15 protein-coding genes, 1 tRNA gene and 1 pseudogene are annotated in these 20,197 nt (G+C 63.3%); 9 read left to right on the top strand and 8 right to left on the bottom strand.

The window, feature by feature from the left end; all coding sequences use genetic code 11:
* Nucleotides 1-221: 221 nt before the first annotated feature.
* Together ACOZ4H_RS09445 and ACOZ4H_RS09440 are read right to left on the bottom strand one after the other, a co-directional pair.
* Nucleotides 222-674, bottom strand: coding sequence for a UPF0179 family protein (locus tag ACOZ4H_RS09445; RefSeq protein ID WP_424329033.1), 453 nt, complete (start codon nt 672-674; stop codon nt 222-224).
* 32 nt (nt 675-706) lie between these two features.
* On the bottom strand, nt 707-1,084 hold the full coding sequence (locus ACOZ4H_RS09440; protein ID WP_424329032.1) for a DUF5820 family protein: 378 nt from the start codon (nt 1,082-1,084) through the stop codon (nt 707-709).
* A gap of 611 nt (nt 1,085-1,695) precedes the next feature.
* Between ACOZ4H_RS09440 and ACOZ4H_RS09435 the strand changes: the two genes are divergently transcribed.
* From ACOZ4H_RS09435 to ACOZ4H_RS09415, 5 genes are all read left to right on the top strand, one after another.
* Entirely contained in the window at nt 1,696-3,768 is a 2,073-nt protein-coding gene (locus tag ACOZ4H_RS09435; RefSeq protein ID WP_424329031.1) for a PrkA family serine protein kinase, read from the top strand.
* Complete coding sequence (locus tag ACOZ4H_RS09430; protein WP_424329030.1) at nt 3,768-6,050, top strand: PrkA family serine protein kinase; 2,283 nt, start codon at nt 3,768-3,770, stop codon at nt 6,048-6,050. Before ACOZ4H_RS09435 ends, ACOZ4H_RS09430 begins: the two co-directional genes overlap by 1 nt.
* Nucleotides 6,041-7,357, top strand: a complete 1,317-nt coding sequence (locus ACOZ4H_RS09425; protein WP_424329029.1) for a YeaH/YhbH family protein — start codon at nt 6,041-6,043, stop codon at nt 7,355-7,357. Before ACOZ4H_RS09430 ends, ACOZ4H_RS09425 begins: the two co-directional genes overlap by 10 nt.
* Nucleotides 7,354-9,393 carry a SpoVR family protein gene (locus ACOZ4H_RS09420; RefSeq protein ID WP_424329028.1) on the top strand — a complete coding sequence of 680 codons (2,040 nt, stop codon included), beginning with the start codon at nt 7,354-7,356 and terminating at the stop codon, nt 9,391-9,393. Before ACOZ4H_RS09425 ends, ACOZ4H_RS09420 begins: the two co-directional genes overlap by 4 nt.
* A gap of 88 nt (nt 9,394-9,481) precedes the next feature.
* A complete protein-coding gene (locus ACOZ4H_RS09415) occupies nt 9,482-9,874 on the top strand; it encodes a secondary thiamine-phosphate synthase enzyme YjbQ (RefSeq protein ID WP_424329027.1) in 393 nt (130 codons plus the stop codon).
* A gap of 30 nt (nt 9,875-9,904) precedes the next feature.
* Here ACOZ4H_RS09415 and ACOZ4H_RS09410 read toward each other — a convergent pair whose 3' ends face one another.
* Nucleotides 9,905-11,887: an AMP-dependent synthetase/ligase gene (locus ACOZ4H_RS09410; protein ID WP_424329026.1), complete on the bottom strand. Its 1,983-nt coding sequence runs from the start codon at nt 11,885-11,887 to the stop codon at nt 9,905-9,907.
* A gap of 164 nt (nt 11,888-12,051) precedes the next feature.
* On the opposite strand from ACOZ4H_RS09410, the gene ACOZ4H_RS09405 reads away from it, so the two are divergent.
* A complete protein-coding gene (locus ACOZ4H_RS09405; protein WP_424329025.1) occupies nt 12,052-12,261 on the top strand; it encodes a hypothetical protein in 210 nt (69 codons plus the stop codon).
* Between the two features lie 109 nt (nt 12,262-12,370).
* On the opposite strand, the gene ACOZ4H_RS09400 is transcribed toward ACOZ4H_RS09405, so the two are convergent.
* The 3 genes from ACOZ4H_RS09400 to ACOZ4H_RS09390 form a co-directional block, all read right to left on the bottom strand.
* Entirely contained in the window at nt 12,371-12,550 is a 180-nt protein-coding gene (locus ACOZ4H_RS09400; protein ID WP_424329024.1) for a DUF7576 family protein, read from the bottom strand.
* A gap of 150 nt (nt 12,551-12,700) precedes the next feature.
* A complete protein-coding gene (gene glmU / locus ACOZ4H_RS09395) occupies nt 12,701-13,882 on the bottom strand; it encodes a bifunctional sugar-1-phosphate nucleotidylyltransferase/acetyltransferase (RefSeq protein ID WP_424329023.1) in 1,182 nt (393 codons plus the stop codon).
* A 103-nt stretch (nt 13,883-13,985) separates the two neighbouring features.
* Nucleotides 13,986-14,060, bottom strand: a tRNA-Glu gene (locus ACOZ4H_RS09390).
* A 138-nt stretch (nt 14,061-14,198) separates the two neighbouring features.
* Here ACOZ4H_RS09390 and ACOZ4H_RS09385 point away from each other — a divergent pair.
* Nucleotides 14,199-14,870 (top strand): DUF502 domain-containing protein, encoded by a 672-nt coding sequence (locus ACOZ4H_RS09385; protein WP_424329022.1) that lies wholly within the window; start codon nt 14,199-14,201, stop codon nt 14,868-14,870.
* 93 nt (nt 14,871-14,963) lie between these two features.
* Here ACOZ4H_RS09385 and ACOZ4H_RS09380 read toward each other — a convergent pair whose 3' ends face one another.
* Nucleotides 14,964-16,928, bottom strand: a complete 1,965-nt coding sequence (locus ACOZ4H_RS09380; protein ID WP_424329021.1) for a 3-hydroxyacyl-CoA dehydrogenase NAD-binding domain-containing protein — start codon at nt 16,926-16,928, stop codon at nt 14,964-14,966.
* Nucleotides 16,929-17,041: 113 nt separating this feature from the next.
* Between ACOZ4H_RS09380 and ACOZ4H_RS09375 the strand changes: the two genes are divergently transcribed.
* Entirely contained in the window at nt 17,042-18,199 is a 1,158-nt protein-coding gene (locus ACOZ4H_RS09375) for an acyl-CoA dehydrogenase family protein (protein WP_424329020.1), read from the top strand.
* 11 nt (nt 18,200-18,210) lie between these two features.
* Here ACOZ4H_RS09375 and ACOZ4H_RS09370 read toward each other — a convergent pair whose 3' ends face one another.
* On the bottom strand, nt 18,211-19,488 hold the full coding sequence (locus tag ACOZ4H_RS09370) for an RNA-guided endonuclease InsQ/TnpB family protein (protein ID WP_127013100.1): 1,278 nt from the start codon (nt 19,486-19,488) through the stop codon (nt 18,211-18,213).
* A 254-nt stretch (nt 19,489-19,742) separates the two neighbouring features.
* On the opposite strand from ACOZ4H_RS09370, the pseudogene epsC reads away from it, so the two are divergent.
* Nucleotides 19,743-20,191, top strand: a pseudogene (gene epsC, locus ACOZ4H_RS09365) (serine O-acetyltransferase EpsC); the annotation flags it as partial.
* Nucleotides 20,192-20,197 lie beyond the last annotated feature (6 nt).

Genomic DNA, 20,197 nt, shown 5'->3' with positions numbered 1-20,197 from the left:
GAAGGCAATCAAGCAGAAACGATGCCGCGTAAAAACTCTCGAATAGCCTAATTCAGAATAGGATAACTGGAGTCTGAGATCCGTTCTGGTACCCTGGCCGACCGGTCCAGTACTGCACCACTTCTTGTCAGTACACAAATATTATATTCCTAAACGACAATGGGCGTTCGTCTTTTTTATGCAATGTTAATAAAGCAATATGAATTGCACTCAAGAGTAGGTCAGCTATCTTCAGCCGCCTCCAACTCCACCAACGTCAAATCCCGATCTAGCATACAGTAGTCATGGGGCGGGTCACCGATGATCTCGGCAATCCGATACTCTTCGTCAAATTCAGCACCGGCTGGCTCACAGTAGGGATGGCTGGGACACTCGGTGTGTGGACACGGGCCCATCAGTGATGCTTTGCTCCCAGCATACGCACCCTTCGAAGGTACGTTCGCCTTGATCGGCGCGGGCTCAACTTCGACGGCTCGCACGCCGTCTTGATGCATAGCACAGTCTAGCGTTTGCCCGCTCTGTCTGACATTGGTGATCCGATACCGGTTCCCGGTCGTCAGGTTGAGACATTGGTCGCGATAGGGACAGCCCTCACAGCCGCTGGCTTCGCCGCGGTAGACGAACTCCTCGCCGACTTCGGCGAGGCGCGTCCCGACGAGCGTGACAGTAGTCATACTGGGCTATAGAATGTCGCCACGGTAAAACGTCATGTCCGACCGGTCAGCTCATCTAGTTTGGCCAGATACGCCTCGCGGGGTACCTGATACAGTGAGCGGTAGTCAAGGTCGCCGTCGGCGAACCGGGTCGCCAGTTCCACAGCGCCCTCGACGGCAGCCTCGCGGCGCTCGTAGGAATCGGCGTCGCGCTCGACCTCGGGCTCCAGATAGAAGGTGACGTACCAGCTCTCCCCGGTGCGGTCAGCGCCGGGGCGGCGGGTCCGTTTCCCGCGCGTGAGATAGATCGTCGGGAGACACGGCGCTGGAAATTGCTCGGAGTCGAAGACGTCCGGGCGGTACGCGAGAATGAGCTTGTCGTCGGTCTCGTTCCACACCGTCCAGTCTTCGGGGAGGCCCGACAGGTCCATACCGCTGAATTAGCGCGGACCGGCAAGAATCCGCTGGTCCGTCCCGAAAACTGCCAGGCCCAGATACCGACGATTGTTCGGACGACGGCAACATCGATGTGTCGAGCCGCCATGCCGTGAGGGTCGCTCTCACCCGCCAATCAATCCAGCAACAGATTCACATCAATCCAGCGCCAAACACTGGCCGACACACCGAAGTGAACAGTTGACAAGCGACATAGTATATAAATCCAACCAGAACTAATGAGAAATGGTAACACACGTGTGGCCCGCCATCCCCGTGTTCGGTTTATCACGGCGTCGGAATTTATCGGCGGTATACCCACAGGAGGGCAAAGTTCTTATATGAACAGAACTCGTACGGTAAATAGTATCGGAAACAGTGCCGCACTGTCTCCCGTTACCACGCCAGGTTGGAGCAGTCCCCGTGTTCCGCCCGGCAGGTCAGCCATGGAAGGGCACACCCGTTACCCCGCAGTGGTGGGGCATTCGACGGCCGTACGCGAGCACGCACACAGCGGACAGCACCGACGGAGTAGACACACACAGCGGCGGGGCCGTCCCGCAACAGTCGGTGGTCGCCTGCAGCCACGACGAACTACTGAGATAGCATGAGCAAGAACAAAGAGACACTCGAAGCGCTGAGCAAGGAGTACCGTGACACGATACCGGCGGACCTCCGGAAGACGAACACGTTCGACTGGTATCTGCAACAGTTGTACGAGGAACCGAAGGTAGCCCGCAACGCCCACCAGCGCGTGGCGGACATGTTCGACTACTACGGCAAGACCTACGACGAAGAGGCCGGCGTGGTCGAGTACGAACTGGCGAGCGACGACCCCCTCCACGACGGTGAGAACACCTTCTACGGGCGGGTCATCCACGAGGCGATCCACGAGTTCGTCAACAAGGTCAAATCCGGCGCTCGCGGGCTCGGCCCCGAAAAGCGCATCAAGCTCCTCCTGGGGCCGGTCGGGTCGGGTAAGTCCGACTTCGACCGGCAGGTCCGGCGCTACTTCGAGGACTACACCAGCCGGGACGACGGGCGGATGTACACGTTCCGCTGGACGAACCTCTGTGACGTCATCCACGATCAGGACCCCGCCGACGACGTGGTCCGGTCGCCGATGAACCAGGACCCGCTCGTGCTCCTCCCCCAGGAGCAGCGGGACAAGGTCATCGAGGACATCAACGCGGAACTCGATGCCCCCTACACTATCCGGAACGAGCAGTCGCTGGACCCCGCCTCGGAGTTCTACATGGATCGGCTGCTGGCCGAATACGACGACGATCTTCAGTCCGTTCTGGAGAACCACATCGAGATCATCCGCTTCGTCGCCGACGAGAACCAGCGCCGCGGGATCGAGACGTTCGAACCCAAGGACAAGAAGAACCAGGACGAGACCGAACTCACCGGCGACGTCAACTACTCGAAGATCGCCATCTACGGCGAGAGCGACCCCCGAGCGTTCGACTACTCCGGGGCGTTCTGTAACGCCAACCGCGGGATCTTCTCTGGCGAGGAGCTGCTGAAGCTCCAGCGGGAGTTCCTCTATGACTTCCTCCATGCCAGTCAAGAACAGACGATCAAGCCCAAGAACAACCCCCGCATCGACATCGACCAGGTCATCGTCGGCCGGACGAACATGCCCGAGTACCGGGACAAGAAGGGCGACGAGAAGATGGAGGCGTTCAACGACCGGACCAAGCGCATCGACTTCCCGTACGTCCTCCAGTACGAGGCCGAAGCCAACATCTACCAGAAGATGCTGCGTAACGCCGACCTGCCGGACATCCAGGTCGAGCCACACACCCTGGAGATGGCGGGCTTGTTCGGCGTCCTTACCCGCATCGAGGAGCCGGACAACGAATCGATAGACCTCGTCCAGAAGGCGAAAGCCTACAACGGCGAGATCGACGAGGCCGACGACGTCGACGTCAAGAAGCTCCGTGAGGAGGCCGAGAAGATGGCCGACATCGGCGAGGGGATGGACGGCGTCTCCCCGCGGTTCATCGGCGACGAGATCGCCGAGGCCATCATGGACTCGATGCACCGCAGCCGCGACTTCCTCTCGCCGCTGACGACGTTCAACCACCTCGAGGGCAACCTCGAGAACCACGGCTCCATCGACGAGGAGTCGTTCAGCAAGTACTACCGCTTCCTCGAACTTGTCCGCGAGGAGTACAAGGAGCGGGCCATCGAGGACGTGCGCCACGCGCTGGCCTACGACATGGACGAGATCCAGCGCCAGGGCGAGAAGTACATGGACCACGTCATGGCCTACATCGACGACGCGACCGTCGAGGACGAACTGACCGGCCGCGAGCAGGAGCCGGACGAACAGTTCCTGCGCTCCGTCGAGGAGAAGCTCAACCTCCCCGAGGACCGCAAGGACGACTTCCGGCAGGAAGTGTCCAACTGGGTGTCCCGGCGCGCTCGCGAGGGCGATACGTTCAATCCTCAGGATAACGACCGCCTGCGTCGCGCCCTCGAACGCAAGCTCTGGGAAGACAAGAAACACAACATCAACTTCTCCGCGCTGGTCTCCAGTTCGGAGATGGACGACGAGGAGCGCAACCAGTGGATCGACGCCCTCATCGAACAGGGCTACTCCGAGGAGGGCGCCAAGGAAGTCCTAGAGTTCGCCGGCGCGGAGGTCGCCAAAAGCGAGATGGAAGAGTAATGACCGGCGAGGAGTACATCGACCGCGCGGACGAGTCACTCGATGCCGCCTACGAGGCCCCGATGAGCCTCGCGGAGTACGTCGACACCGTCCTCGAAACGCCCCAGGTCGCAGCCCACGCCTCGAAGTACCTGCTCGATGCCATCGAAGCCGCAGGCACGCGGACGGTCATCGAAGAGGGCGAGGAGAAGGAGCGCTACCGCTTCTTCGACGACCCGCACAACGACGGCGAGCACGCCATCCTGGGCAACACCGAAGTCTTGAACGCCTTCGTCGACGACCTCCGCTCGATTGCAGCGGGCCGCGGGAAAGACGAGAAGATCATCTGGCTCGAAGGGCCGACAGCCACCGGCAAGTCCGAACTCAAACGCTGTCTCATCAACGGCCTGCGGGAGTACTCAAAGACGCCCGAGGGGCGGCGCTACACCGTCGAGTGGAACGTCGCCGGGGCCGGCGGCAGCGCCACCAGCATGACCTACGGGAACGCGGCCATCGAGGACGAGGACGACTGGTACGAGAGCCCTGTTCAGGCCCACCCGCTGACGGTGTTCCCCGACGACGTGCGCACCGATCTGCTCGCCGAGGTCAACGAGCGCCTCGACGACCACATCCCGATCCGCGTCGACGGCGAACTCGACCCGTTCTCGCGGGAGGCCTACGACTTCCTCGAAGAGCAGTACCGGCGGCAGGGCGAGACGGACCTGTTCTCCGCCGTGACACAGCCCGCACATCTCCGGGTGAAGAACTTCGTCGTGGACGTGGGGCACGGCATCGGCATCCTCCACTCCGAGGACGAGGGCACGCCCAAGGAGCGGCTCGTCGGCTCGTGGATGCACGGGATGCTCCGCGAACTCGATTCGAGAGGCCGGAAGAACCCGCAGGCGTTCAGCTACGACGGCGTCCTCTCGCAGGGCAACGGCCTGCTGACCGTCGTCGAGGACGCCGCCCAGCACGCCGATCTGCTCCAGAAGCTGCTGAACGTTCCCGACGAGTCCCACGTCAAGCTCGACAAAGGCATCGGGATGGACGTGGACACCCAGCTCATCATCATCTCCAACCCGGACCTGGAAGCCCAGCTCAACAAACACGCCGACCGCGAGGGCCAGGACCCGCTGAAGGCGCTCAAGCGGCGGCTGGACAAACACGAGTTCACGTACCTGACGAACCTCTCGCTCGAAGCCCAGCTCCTGCGGCGAGAGCTGACAAACGAGACGCAGGTGTGGGACCCCGAGACCTGGGACGAGCTGGAAACGTGGATTCAGGAGCCCCTGACCATCTCGGTCCGGGACGAAGTCGAGACGGCCACCGACAAGGAACTGGCCCCGCACACCGTCGAGTCCGCGGCGCTGTACGCCGTCGTCTCGCGGCTCGATAGCGCCGAGATCCCGACCGGACTGGACCTCGTCGACAAAGCGCTGTTGTTCGACCGGGGCTACCTGATGGAGGGCGACGAGCGCGTCGACATCGACGACTACGACCTGGAGACCACCACAGAGGACGGCGACCACGGTATCCCGGTCACCTACGTGCGCGACATCGTCGCCGACCTGCTGCACGAGCCACAGGACCGACACCACCCCGACCTCCCGGTGGAACACGTCCTGATGCCCCGGGACGTGCTCAACGCCGTCGCCGAGGGGCTCGAGGACGCCCCCGTGTTCTCGACCAACGAGGCCACGGAGTACGAGGAGCGCGTCGTGACTGTCAAGAACTACATCTTCGGCCAGCAGGAACAGGACGTGCTCGACGCGATGATGCGGGACAAGCGCGTCGACGAGGCGACCGTCGAGGAGTACATCGAGCACGTCTACGCCTGGGAGTCCGACGACCAGATCGAAAACGAGCGGGGCGAACGCGTCGACCCGGACCCGCTGAAGATGAAGGTGTTCGAGATCGAGCACCTGGGGCGGTTCGACGACAAGAACTACGACGGCAACGAACCCGACCACGCCGTCGAGCAGTTCCGCACCGACAAGATCATCACCGCCCTGAACCGTCACGCGTGGCAGCGCCGCGACGAGGAGTTCCGCGTCGGCGACGTCAACCCCAAGGAGATTCCGGTCATCAACACCGTCCTCGGGAGCTACGACTGGGACGACATCCAGCGGACCTACGAGGACTTCGAGCCCGGGCAGTGGGACAACCCCCCGTCCGGAACCGAAACGGCCCGCCTCAAGGACAAGACGCTGGATAACATGGTAGAGATGTTCGACTACACGCCGGCGTCGGCCGAACTGACGAGCCGTCACGTTATGAGCCAGGTGAGTTACAGATGGGACTGAAAGACGACCTCGAACGGTACCGCGACGTGGGCGAGGAGCGCCGACAGGACCTCGCCGAGTTCATCCAGTACGGCGATCTGGGTCAGTCACGCGGCGACTCGGTCCGCATCCCGATCAAGATCGTCGATCTGCCCGAGTTCGAATACGACCAGCGCGATCAGGGCGGCGTCGGCCAGGGCGAGGGGGCCGAACCGGGCGATCCGGTCGGCGAGCCACAGCCCCAGCCCGGCGACGGCGACGGTGACGAGGACGGCGAACCCGGCGAGGAGGGCGGCGAACACGAGTATTACGAGATGGACCCCGAGGAGTTCGCCGAGGAACTCGACGAACAACTGGGGCTCGACCTCGAACCGAAGGGCAAGAAGGTCATCGAGGAGAAGGAGGGCGACTTCACGGACATCACCCGGACCGGCCCCTCCTCGACGCTCGACTTCGAGCGACTGTTCAAGAAAGGGCTCAAGCGAAAGCTCGCGATGGACTTCGACGAGGACTACGTCCGCGAGGCGCTCAAAGTCGACGGCTGGGGGCCGGCCACCGTCTACGAGTGGACCCGCGAGCAGAACATGCCCGTCTCGAAGGCGTGGATCGACGACGCCTACGAGGAACTGCCCGCCGACGAGAAGGCCGTCTGGGACTCCATCGAGGAGATGGAGGACAACGTGGAGAAAGTCGAGACCTCACAGCGCATCCGCCGGGAAGGCGTCGACCAGATCCCGTTCCGCCGCGAGGACGAGCGCTACCGGTACCCCGAAATCGTCGAGGAGCGCGAGAAGAACGTCGTCGTCGTGAACATCCGCGACGTCTCCGGGTCGATGCGCCAGAAGAAGCGGGAACTGGTCGAGCGGACGTTCACGCCGCTCGACTGGTATCTCACGGGCAAGTACGACAACGCCGAGTTCGTCTACATCGCCCACGACGCCGACGCCTGGGAGGTCGAGCGCGACGAGTTCTTCGGCATCCGCTCGGGCGGCGGGACCCGGATCTCCAGCGCGTACGAACTCGCAGCAGAAATCCTCGAGGAAGAGTACCCCTGGAGCGAGTGGAACCGCTACGTGTTCGCGGCGGGCGACAGCGAGAACTCCTCGAACGACACCGAGGAGAAAGTCATCCCGCTGATGGAACAGATCCCGGCGAACCTCCACGCCTACGTGGAGACCCAGCCGAGCGGCAACGCCATCAACGCCACCCACGCCGAGGAGGTCGAGCGCAACTTCCGCGACGCCGACAACGTCGCGGTCGCGTACGTCTCTTCGCCGGAAGACGTGGTGGACGCCATCTACGACATACTCAGTACGGAGGACCAATGAACGACGACAGATTCGCGAAACAGCGCGTGGCCGACGACCTCGACGAGCCCGTCGAGGAGGCCGGCAATCTCGCCAGAAAGCTCGGGCTGAAACCGTACCCGGTGAACTACTGGATCGTCGACTACGACGAGATGAACGAACTCATCGCCTACGGCGGGTTCCAGCAGCGCTACCCGCACTGGCGCTGGGGGATGCAGTACGACCGCCAGCAGAAACAGGGCCAGTTCCTCGGCGGCAAGGCATTCGAGATCGTCAACAACGACGACCCGGCCCACGCGTTCCTCCAAGAGTCGAACACGCTGGCCGACCAGAAGGCCGTCATCACCCACGTCGAGGCCCACGCGGACTTCTTCGCCAACAACGAGTGGTTCCGCATGTTCACCGACGGCTCCTCCCGGACGACGACCGACGCGTCCGGCGAGGACCGCCGTCGCGGCCCCGACGCCGCCGGGATGCTCGCCCGCCACGGCGACACCATCCAGGAGTACATGCAGGACCCCGACATCGAGCGGGCCGAGGTCGAGCGGTTCATCGACCACGTCCTCTGTCTCGAGGACAACATCGACCAGCACGTCCCCTACAGCCCCGTCGAGACGGTTCCCGAGGAGTTCGAAGACATCGAAGGGGCCGACGTGACCGACCAGCTGGAGGACCTGGACCTCTCCGAGGAGGTCAAGCGGCAGGTGTTCGACGACGAGTGGCTGGACGCCCAGCGCGACGACGACGAGAACGTCACGTTCCCCGCCGAACCCGAGAAAGACGTGCTTGGCTTCCTCCGCAAACATGGGATGCAGTACGACGCGGACGCCGAGCGCGCCACGGAGATGGACGACTGGCAGAAAGAACTGCTCGAACTGCTTCGCCGGGAGGCGTACTACTTCGCGCCCCAGAAGATGACGAAGGTGATGAACGAAGGCTGGGCCTCCTACTGGGAATCCCTCATGATGACCGGGGAACAGTTCGCCGGCGACGACGAGTTCATCCTCTACTCCGACCACATGTCGAAAGTGCTCGGGTCGGGCGGGCTGAACCCCTACAGCCTCGGTCTGGAGATCTGGGAGTACGTCGAGAACACGGAGAACCGCCGCGAGGTCATCGAGCGCCTGCTCCGCGTCGAGGGCATCACCTGGCGGAACTTCGACGAGAGCGTCGATTACGAGGTGGTACAGGACCACCTCGAACCTCCGGCGTGGCTTACCGACGTGCCCAGCCACCTCGACGACCTCGACCCCGAGGACCCAAGGGTCGACAGCGAGGGGCTGGCGGCGGCCCGCGACGGCGAGTTCGACATCGAGCAGTACCCCTGGAAGGTCCTGACCTACGAGGGGCTGGCCCACCGCCACTACTCGCTCGTGAAACCCCAGTACCGCGGCTTCGTCTCCCGGATCGGCCAGGAGGAACTAGAGCGGACCGCCCGCTATATGTTCGACGACTCGCGTTACGACAGCGTCGAAGACGCGCTGGCGGACGTGGACTACACCCGCGGGTGGGAGCGCATGCGGGAGATCCGGGAGAGCCACAACGACGTGACCTTCCTCGATGAGTTCCTCACCCAGGAGTTCGTCGACGACAACGACTACTTCACCTACGAGTACACCCACGCATCCGGCGACTACCGGGTGACCTCGACGGACCACGAGGACGTCAAGAAGAAGCTGATGCTGCAGTTCACCAACTTCGGGAAGCCCACCGTCGTCGTCGAGGACGGTAACTACCAGAACCGCAACGAACTGCTGCTGGCCCACCAGTACAACGGCGTGATGCTCGACATCGAGCAGGCCAAGGAAGTGCTCAAGCGCACCTTCGAACTCTGGGGCCGGCCCGTGAACCTCCTGACCATCGTCAAGGAGTTCGACGACCACGACGTGGAGGTCGCCAAGCGCCGCGACCGCGAGCCCGAACCCGAGGAGGTCGGCAAGCGAATCCGCTACGACGGCGACGAGGTGACTGTCACCGACGTGGACTGGTCCGAGGTCGAACACCTCACGGCCACGGACATCGATTACAACACCAAGCCGGACGAGTGGCTGGCCTAACGGCCGGGTTTGACCGACCCCGATCTTTTCGACGATCTATATTGAGTGGAACGGTACGCTTGAGTCCCGTGCGCTCGTGGGCGCAGATATGCCAACGAATCGGTTCACTGTCGCGACTGACGACCAGCTCTCGGTAGTCGACATCACCGAGCGGGTCCGGGACGTGATTCCCGAAGACGCCGAGGGGACCTGTACAGTGTTCGTCCGTCACACGACCGCGGGCATCACGGTCAACGAGGCCGAGCCGCGATTGCTCGGCGACCTCGGCGACGCACTCGGTGATCTCGTCCCGGACAGCGGGTGGGATCACGACGAACTGGACGGCAACGCGGACTCGCACGTCCGGGCGATGCTCGTCGGACCGAGCGAGACGATTCCCGTCCGCGACGGGGGCCTCGATATGGGAACGTGGCAGTCCGTGCTGCTCGTCGACTGCGACGGGCCGCGCGAGCGAGCCGTCGACGTGGTCGTCACCGACTGAGGCGGCGGGGACATCACCGGCGACTGCCAGTCAGGCGGCCCCGACGTGCTGCTCGCCGTATATCTCGGCGAGCTTTTCGCGGTACGCGCTGCGGATGTTGCGGCGCTTCTTTTTCATCGACGGGGTGAGCAAGTCGTTCTCGGCGGTCCACTCCCGGGGAACGAGGGCGAACGATTTGATCCGCTCGACGCGCTCGAGGTCCTCGTTGACCGCGTCGACGGCGGTCTGGACCCACGCGTGGACGCGTTCATCGTCAATCAGCTTTTCCGGGTCGTCGGGGAGGTCGACGCCCTCGCTGTCGGCCCACCGACGGAGTTCCTCGAAGTTCGGGACGATTATCGCGCCGATGAACTTCTGGTCGTCGCCGACGACCATGACCTGGTCGACCCGGTCGCTCGTCGCGAACTGGTCTTCGATTGGCTGGGGCGCGACGTTTTTCCCCGTCGAGAGGACGAGCAGTTCCTTGAGGCGGTCGTGGTAGATAAGGAAGTCGTCGTCGGTCCGCTCGACGATGTCGCCGGTGCGGAACCACTGGGAGCCGTCGATTTCGGTGAAGGCCCGCGTCGTCGCATCGGGCGCGTTCCAGTAGCCCCCGGTGACGTTCGGGCCGGCGACGAGCAGTTCGCCGACCTCGCCGCTCACGTCATCGAGTTCGCTGGCGTCAACGACGGCGGTATCGAGGTGAATATCGACGTCCGGGACCGGCGGTCCGAGCGTTCCGGGCCGGATGTCTTCCGGTGGGTTCACAGTCAGGACCGGCGAGGTCTCCGTGAGGCCGTACCCTTCGAGTATCGGCAGCCCCATCCCGAGGAACGTCTCACAGAGCGTTTTCGAGAGGCTGCCGCCGCCGCTGACCATGAACTCGATGTTCCCGCCGAGCCGCTCTTTGACGGTGCTGAAGACGAGGCGATCCGCGAGCGAGCGTTTGGCGCTGAGTATCGGCCCCGGGTCGTCGGTCCGGGCGTAGTCGCGGGCCACGTCCAGCGACCAGTCGAAGATCCGTTTTTTGATCGGGGATTCGCTGGCCTGCGTTCGCATGGTGTCGAAGATGCGTTCGTACACCCGGGGGACGCTCGCGCCGGTGGTTGGTTCGACCGTCCGCAGGTCCTCGGCCAGCGTGTCCGGGCTTTCGGCGTAGCTCACAGCCGCGCCGGAGGCGTACATCAGGAAATGGCCCGCGAGGCGCTCGAACACGTGGGCCAGCGGGAGAAAGGCTATCGAGCGCGTGTCCACAGAAATCGTCGGCAGGTCGGGGTGCTTGTCGGGCCGTGGCCCCATCCGCTTGCGCGTCTGATTGACGTTCGCCCGGAAATTGCGGTGGGTGAGCCGGACCCCTTTCGGCTGGCCCGTCGTTCCGGAGGTGTAGATGAGGCTCGCGAGGTCGTCGGGGTCGCGTTCGTCCAGCCAGGACTGGTACGCCGTCTCGGTAAAGGTCTCCTCACCGCGCCTGTACACCGTTTTGAGCGTGTAGACGTCCTCGCGGTCCACGTCAGTGTCGTCCATGACGACGATGAACGACAGCGACAGATCGTCCTCGACGGTCAGGACGCGGTCCAGCATCTCAGCGTTCTCCACGACGACGGCGCTCGCCTCTGGGTCCGAAAGCAGATACTGGACCTGCTTTGGCGAGGAGTCCGTGTACACGGTCGTCACCACCCCACCTGCAGAGAGGAGGGCGAAGTCACTCAGCGCCCACTCCATCCGCGTATCGGCCAGGATACCGACGCGGGTGTCCGAACCGACACCCAGGTCGCGAAACCCTGCGGCCAGATATTTGACCAGATGATGCATCCGCTCGTAGCTGAGTTCGGCGTAGTCGCCGTCGGGAGCCGGCGGAATCACGTCGTCTGTCAGTGACCGGTCGTAAACACCGCCCTTGTACAGTTGAGCAGTCGTGTCGGCGTTTCGCACCGCGCTCGCGGCGAACATCTCGCCCAGCGTGTCGTCGCCGATGGCCGCATCAGTGTACTCTTCCTCGGCCACACGCCAGTCAGCGTGGTTGCCCGTGGTCATGTCATACCGCAGTGTTCAGTAGGCCGTCCCAAATATGTGTAGGATGTTAACACTCACTGCGTTTGTCAGAGTTGATTCCTACAAGGGTTTCGGGAGCTACGACGACGGCGGGACTGTGAAAGTGTCACACCAGCATTTTATCAATGCGACCGCGAAGTTGGACTATGGTCATCTCGTCGGAACCTGTCTGGGGTGACGCCGTCGACCAGTTCGTGCAAGAGTACGACCACGCCATCGTGTACGCCGATATCGACCAGGAGACAGTCCTGCACGAGGGGGCGGTTCGCGTGCTCGCAAACGGCTGGGTCGAACTCCCGACAGGGCGACTCCTCTCACCGGACGCGGTCCATCACATCGATACGCAGACCGGCTAGGAAAGATTCGGTGTGGCTTCGTTGGCGAAGCGGTCGGGCCAAGGGCCTACGGCGCGAGCGAAGCAATCGGCGAGCGGTCGACATCCAAGAGACAGTCAGAGCAGGCGCGTTACTGCCACTCTATCCGGCAGTCTTCATTGCAAAAGTGGGCTGTTTCGACGCTGCCGTCCTCTATCCATGTGATGACACGGTGTGTCACTTCGTTAGCGATAGCGTCACCGCAGGTAGCACACTCCGGTGCCTCGTCCTCGTCGATATCTTCGTGGTGATCTGATGTCGGGTCGACCATCTTAGTTGAGAGTGGCTTTCACGCCACTTAATCCCACATACTTGCAGCGTACGTCACGATCCTACACGAATGTCGAATCGGTAACAGAATGGGAGCTATCTGTACGGAAGCCGAACAGAAAGTAGACCGATAGACGCGGGAATGTCCCCGCTATCGGTCCCGCGTGACGGCCTCGCCAGGGGTTGTCGTTGCCCCGGAAGAAAGGACGACGCCAGCGTTCAGGCTCGTGTTGATCGCCGTCTTCGCGCCGTCGCCCGCGACGACGCCGAACTTCCGCCGCCCCGTCGAGACGCGGTCGCCTTTCACCGTCATCCGGACCGGATCGCCGTCGTGGCGGAGGTTCGCCACCTGTGTTCCCGCGCCGAAGTTGACCTCGCGCCCGATGACGCTGTCACCCACGTAGGACACGTGGGGCACGTTCGATCCCGCCATCAGAACCGTGTTCTTGAGTTCGACCCCGTGGCCGACGTGGGTATCCTCGCCCAGAAGGGTCGCCCCGCGGACGTAGGCGTTTGGGCCGACGTGTGCGCCCGAGCGGACCAGCGCCGGTCCCTCGATGACGACGCCGGGTTCGACGACCGCTCCTTCCTCGACGACGACTTCGCCGCGCAAGTCGGCGTCGCCCCGCACCTCGCCGTCGAGTCGGCGGTCCAGTTGGCCCAGTTTCCACTCGTTAGCTTCCAGTAGTTCCCAGGGCCGGCCCACGTCCAGCCAGCGGTCCACCTCGACGGCGGTGACCGTCGACTCCTCGATGACCTTGGCGAGTACATCCGTGATTTCCCGCTCGCCGCGGTCGCTCATCGGTACATCGAGCCAGTCCCGCGCTTCCGCCGGGAGGACGTACGCCCCGGCGTTGGCCAGGTCCGTCGGCGGGTCGGCCGGCTTCTCGACGATGCCGGTGATGGTGTCGCCCTCGGTCGACAGCACGCCGTAGCTCGTCGGGTCGTCGACGCGGTAGGCGGCGACCGACGGCGCGGCGTCGAAGAGGCCGCCGAGACTCTCGGCGTCGTAGAGGTTGTCGCCGTTGAGCACCGCGAAGGGACCGTCGAGGTGCTCCCTCGCGGCGGCGACGGCGTCGGCGGTCCCCAGTTGCTCCTCCTGAACGGCGAAGCTGACCGGGACGCCGCCGTACTCCTCGCCGAAGTACGACCGGACCGCCTCGGCCTCGTAGCCGACGACGAAGATGAGTTCGTCGGCCCCCGCCTCGATGGCGGTGTCGGCGGTGTGTGCCACTAACGGTCGGTCCGCGACCGGGAGCATCGGCTTCGGCGTGTGGTCTGTCAGCGGTCGCATGCGCGTCCCCTGCCCCGCCGCGAGTACGACTGCTTGCATGGTCGGCCCGTCGCCCGGCCCGGAAAAATACCTACCGCTGTTGCCTCGTTAGGATGCTATGACAACGCAGCAGTCGCTCACGGATTCGTTCGCGACAGCAATGTGCTCGGTCAGGGATTTGAACCCTGGTCCTCGGCTCGAAAGGCCAAGATGATTGGCCGGACTACACCAACCGAGCGTACTCTGGCGTTTCGGGTGCTCCAATTTAATCCCATCGAAATAGACGCTACCTGTGGATGCGTACCACTCACAGAGTGGTTCAGCCTCCCTGACAGGAGCCAGCACACTTTACTCCCCTCACGGCCGGGCTGTGGATATGTCTGTCAACTCGTTCATCAAGAGCAACTTCCTGGCCGGGCTCGTTCTCGTCGGCCCGCTCGTGGTGACTATCGCCATCGTCCGCATCCTCCTGAGCTGGATCGGTGGCTTTCTCGACCCGCTCATCCGCGGGACGCGGCTGGCGACGCTGACGGCGAACAACGTCCTGCTCGCCCAATTGCTGACGCTCTCGATTCTCTTCGCGCTCATTACGGTTCTCGGATATCTCGCCCAGCGGAGCGTCGGCCAGCACCTCTTCGGGAAGACGGGACAGCTGGTCACGTTCGTGCCCGTCGTCCGGACAATTTACGGAAGCATTCGGCAAATGACCAGCTCCGTGGTCAACCGGCAGTCGGACTTCGAGTCCGTCGTGTACGTGGAGTACCCCCGCGAAGGCGTCTACCAGTTGGGCCTCAAAACGGGAACGAGTCCGGCAGATATCTCCGAGGCGGCCGGCGAGCGCGCGTCGAGCGTGTTCATCCCCGGGAGTCCCAACCCCACGCAGGGAATGCTCGTGATGGTTCCCGAGAGCCAGACCTACGAATCCGATCTCAGTGTACGGGCGGCCATCCGCCTGCTGATGACGACCGGCATGGCCCAGTCCGACGACATCATTCGACTCGACGAAACCGAAGTCGGCGGCGGAGCGACCGGCCAGCAGGTAGAGTAGTCGGAGCGGTGAGGGTCGGTGGCGTTCTGCCCGCTTACTTTCCTTCGAAGTCCGGCTCACTTCCGTCAGAGCTTCGCTCTGACGACGGTCGCCTCACTTCCCTTCGAAGTTCGGCTCCCCGTCGCCCATGAACGCGTTGATGCCCTCCATCACGTCGTCGGTCCCGATGAGGTGGCCGAAGGCCTGCGCTTCGACTTCGAGGCCGGCATCGATGTCGTCGCGGCCGGCGAGCATTGCGCGCTTGGTCAGCTTCTGGGCGACCGGCGGGCCAGCAGCCATGTCTTTAGCCAGTTCGAGCGCCCGCTCGTGGAGCGAGTCGTTGTCGACGACCTCGTTGATGAAGCCGTACTCGGCCAGTTCCGCGGCGTCGTAGCGCTCGGCAGTGAAGATGATCTCCTTGGCCCGGCCCTCGCCGACGATGCGGGCAAGGCGCTGCGTGCCGCCCCAGCCCGGAAGGAGGCCGAGGTTGTGTTCGGGCTGGCCCAGCTCAGAGCGCTCCGAGGCCACGCGAAGGTCGGCACAGGTCGCCAGTTCCATCCCGCCGCCCAGCGCGTAGCCGTCGATGCCGGCGACGACCGGCATCGAGCATTCCTCGAGCTTTCCGAACGTCTCCTGGCCCTTGCGGGAGAGATCGATAGCGGACAGCGGCGTCGCGTTGGAGGCCATCGATTGCACGTCAGCCCCGGCCGAGAAGGCCTTGTCGCCGGCCCCGGTCAGCAGAATGGCGCGCACCTCGTCGTCGTCTTCGAGCAGGTCGACGGCGTCGGCGAGGTCGTCCATCAACTCGGGGCTGACAGTGTTTATCCGGTGGGGGCGGTCGAGTTCGATGTGGCCGACCATGTCGCCGGGGTACTCGACGGTGACGTTGTCGAACTCCGCGGCACCCTCGTCCTCGTCGCCGTAGAAACCGCCCGCCTCAGCGGCCTCTCGGAGACCGTCGGAGACAGCGTATCGCTCCGCCCCGGTCTCCTCGTGGGTTTCCTCAAGCGTCTCGACGAGCGTCTCCAGCCCGGTCTTGTCGGCCATCTTCGCGGGGCCATCCGGGAAGCCGCCGCCGAGCTTCACGGCCTGGTCGATGTCCGCAACGGGAGCCACGTCGTTCTCGACGAGCTTCCCGACCTCGTTGGCCATCACGGCGACGAGTCGGTGCTCGATGTCCTCGCGGCCGGCATCGGTCGGGATATCGACACCACCGTTCTCGTAGTCGTAGAACCCTTTGCCGGTCTTCTTCCCGAGTTCCTCGTTTTCGACCTTCTCTTCGAGCAGCGGACACGGGGCGTAGGGCTCGCCCAGCACTTCGTGCATGTACTCAAGCACGTGGAGGCCCACATCGTTGCCGACCTGATCGGAGAGTTCGAACGACCCCATCGGCAGGCCCATGTCGAACTTCGTCGTGGAGTCGACCTCGGCGACGGTCGCCTCGTCGGTGTGGACGAGCCAGGCGGCCTCGTTCATCAGCGGGACGAGGATGCGGTTGACGATGAACCCCGGCGAGTCCTTGCGGACGCGGACCGGCGTCTTGCCGAAGTCCTCGGCGAGGGCCTCGATGGCTTCCAGCGTTTCGTCGCTGGAGTGGGCCCCGGAGATGACCTCGACCAACTGCATCCGGACCGGCGGATTGAAGAAGTGCATCCCGCAGAACTGCTCGGGCCGTTCGGTGACTTCCGACAGTTCCGTGATCGAGAGGCTGGACGTGTTCGTGGCGAAGATGGCGTCCTCGGGCGCGTACTCTTCGACTTCCGTGTACACGTCCTTCTTGATCTCCATCTTCTCCGGAACGGCCTCGATGACCACGTCGACGTCGCTGACGGCTTCTTCGACATCGACCAGCGGCGTCACGCGGTCCAGCGCCGCGTCGGCCTCGTCCTGGCTGAGCTGGTCTTTCTCGGCCAGCTTGTTCAGCGACCACTCGATGTTGTCGTAGCCGTCCTGGACGAACTCGTCTTTGATATCCCGCATTCGCACGTCGTAGCCTGCGAGCGCGGCCACTTCGGTGATTCCATGGCCCATATTCCCGGCACCGAGCACGGCGATAGTGTCAATATCCTCGAAATCCATGACATATCGTTCCACTGCCGGCCGACGCTTCAACGTTTCTCTCGAAAGCAAACCACTCTTCAGTTTATTTCGGATTACGAACCATTAATGCATTCCACGTCAACACACCACACATGGACTTCGGACTGACGGACGAGCAGCGACAGATACAGGACGAGATCGCTCGGTTCGCCGAGAACGAAATCAAGCCGGTCGCGACCGAGTACGACACGGAAGAGAAGTTCCCCCGTGAAATCGTCGAGAAGGCCGCGGAGATGGGGCTGACAGGTGCGAACATTCCACTTGAGTACGGCGGGGCGGGCTACGACACGCTGACGAACGCCATCATCGCCGAGGAACTGTTCGCGGCCGACCCCGGTATCGGCCTGAGCATCCAGTCGGCCGCGTTCGGTGCCGACGCTATCATCGGGTTCGGGTCCGAGGCCCAGAAGGAGGAGTACCTGGAGCCCGTGGCGACTGGGGACGCCATCATGGGCACGGCCATCTCCGAACCCGACACCGGCTCGGACGTGTCGTCGGTGTCGACACAGGCGCGAAAGGAGGGCGATGAGTGGGTCATCAACGGCAACAAGATGTGGATTACCAACGGGTCGGTCGGCGACTACTTCGTCGTGCTCTGTGAGACCGATCCCGATGCGGAGGGGCGGTACAACGGCTTCTCCCAGATTCTCGTCGAATCCGATCGTGACGGGTTCGAGGCCGAGAAGATTACCGGGAAGCTCGGCATCCGCGCGTCGGACACGGCGGAGCTCATCCTCGACGACGTGCGCGTCCCCGAGGAGAACCTCATCGGTACGCGCGGAGCCGGCTTCCTCCAGATCATGCAATTCTTCGACGAAACGCGGACCGGCGTGGCCGCCCAGGGTGTCGGCATCGCCCGCGGGGCCGCCGAGCGCGCCCTGGCGTACGCCCAGGACCGGGAGCAGTTCGGCCAGTCCATCTCGGAGTTCCAGGCCATCCAGCACAAGCTCGCCGAGATGTTCACCGAGATCGAGGCGGCGCGCCAGCTCACGTACAAATCGGCCTGGAGCGTGGACAATTCCGAAGACCAGCTCACCCAACTGGCCTCGATGGCCAAGGAAAAGGCCTCCCGCGTCGCCGTCGAGACAGCCGACGAGGCCGTTCAGATTCACGGCGGCGCCGGCTACGTCAACGACTTCGACGTCGAGCGGTTCTACCGCGATGCCAAGATCACCCAGATCTACGAGGGGACGACCGAAATTCAGAAGAATATCATCGCCCGGGAACTGCTCGGGAAGGGCATGACGTAAACTACCCCACCCTACTTCGCTCGGTCTGACGACCTCGCTTCGTTGAGGGTGGGGCTTTCGCGTGGACTCCCGCTCTGGCCGGAATCTCCGGCAGGAGTCTCATACTCTCCGTTCGCGTTCAACGTCCCGCGATTCAAGCGCACGCCTACGGGTGCGCCTCCACCGTCCCCAGTTTGGTTACGACGGAGATACCGCAAACCGATGTTTTTTGCCGCATTGTAGTCGGCGTGGTTCTCGTAGCCGCATTTCAGGCACACGAACGCCTCGCTGTCGCGGTTGTCCGGGTGGGTGAACCCGCAGTGTGAGCAACGACGTGACGTGTTTTCCGGGTCTACCACTGCCACATCAATGCCGTGCAACTCGGATTTGTATTTGACGTACTCGTACAACCGCTCGAACGCCCACTTGTGGCCCCACGACGCTTCGGGGAGTCGGTCACGGATGCCGCTCAACTCCTCGAAGGCGATGATCGTACACCCGTTCTCGGCGGCTTCTTCGATGATACCGTTGGCAATCCGGTGGAGCATCAGTTTGAACCGGCCCGTTTCCTTCCCTCCGACCGACTGGATATTCTCGTGAGCGGCCCGCGTGCCACACTGCTGGAGCGAGCCACGCCGCTCCTCGTACTCGCGCCTCCAGTGGTCGAACTCGTGGCCGCTCCAGAACGTCCCTGTCGAAGTAACAGCGAGTTGGTTCACGCCGAGGTCAACGCCGAGGACTGTCCTGTGCCCGGTCGTCGCCTGTTTCGGCGTGTCAGACTCCACCTCCGCCTTTGTACGGAGATGAAGGAACCACTGGCCGTCTCTGTGGTGCAGTTCTGCGCCCGTCACTTGGTAGTCGTCGCTGTCGAGATACCGACTGTGTGGTGTGTCGCGGTCGGCGGCGGGAAGGAGGTACTCGACTTCGATACGGCCCTCAACGGTCGCCAGCGACACGTACTCGTCGTGGAATGTCGCGCACCGTTTGTCGTACACCACGGTCGGACTCGTGAAGTGCGGTTTTCCCGCGTACTCGCCCTGCTTCCAGCGGGCGACGGCGCTCTGTACGGCGTCGGCGGCCTTGTTGCGAGCGTTCTGGACGAGATTCGCGTGCAATCGTGTTTGCTCACGCACGTCGTCGTAGGTTTCTGCCTGCAACTGGGCCTTGCTCGTCGTTTTGTATTCGCCCTGCCATGCGTGGTCTACGACGTAGTTGGCGGCCCACAGAAATTCATCGACGGTTTCGCGGAGAAGTGCGGCGTCGTTGCTGTCCACGTCGAGTTTGACTGAAACAGTGCGCCGCACTTCCATAGCTCAGACGTGTGCTCGGTGTTTTATCAGCGTTGGGGAGAACAGACGGCAACAGTCCGTGGTCTGTGTCCGGGTTGTCGGCTTCCTCTCCGGCCTACTCGTTCGCTTCGCTCACTCCTTGAGGCCGGAGGCTCCGCCTCGAAACTGCATGATTTTCGCCTCGGTCACCGCTTAGTGGCCTGTGGACCTCCCGCTGCTTTCTTTAATTGCTGGTCGAACCACTGCTTTTTAAGCTATCGAGCGTCGTAGTTGTGGCCTATCGCGTCGCCCACTGGCTCTGGGGCCACGACCGGCAACTGCTCGCCAGAGTCGTCTCGCACATCACTCGGTTCCTGACCGGCGTCGAGATACACCCCGCGGCGGAGATCGGCGAGCACGTGTTCATCGACCACGGGATGAGCATCGTCATCGGCGAGACGGCCGAGATCGGCGACGATATGCTCCTGTACCACGGCGTGACGCTGGGCGGCACGTCCATGCGTCGGGAGAAGCGCCACCCGACAGTCGAGGACGGTGCGACCATCGGCGCTGACGCCTCGATAATGGGGCCGATCACCGTCGGGGAGAACGCCTTCGTCGGCGCTACGCTGTCGTCGTTGACGACGCGGCCCCGGAGACGGCGGTGGTCGGCAATCCGGCGGAGCCCGTCGGCACTGCTGGTGTCGCTTCGCTCAGCCCCGATCCTGCCACCACCGACGGCTGACGGCGA

This window comes from Haloarcula amylolytica (assembly GCF_049705545.1).
GTDB classification, from domain to species: domain Archaea; phylum Halobacteriota; class Halobacteria; order Halobacteriales; family Haloarculaceae; genus Haloarcula; species Haloarcula amylolytica_B.
This window is presented reverse-complemented; position numbering and strand designations above follow the sequence as displayed.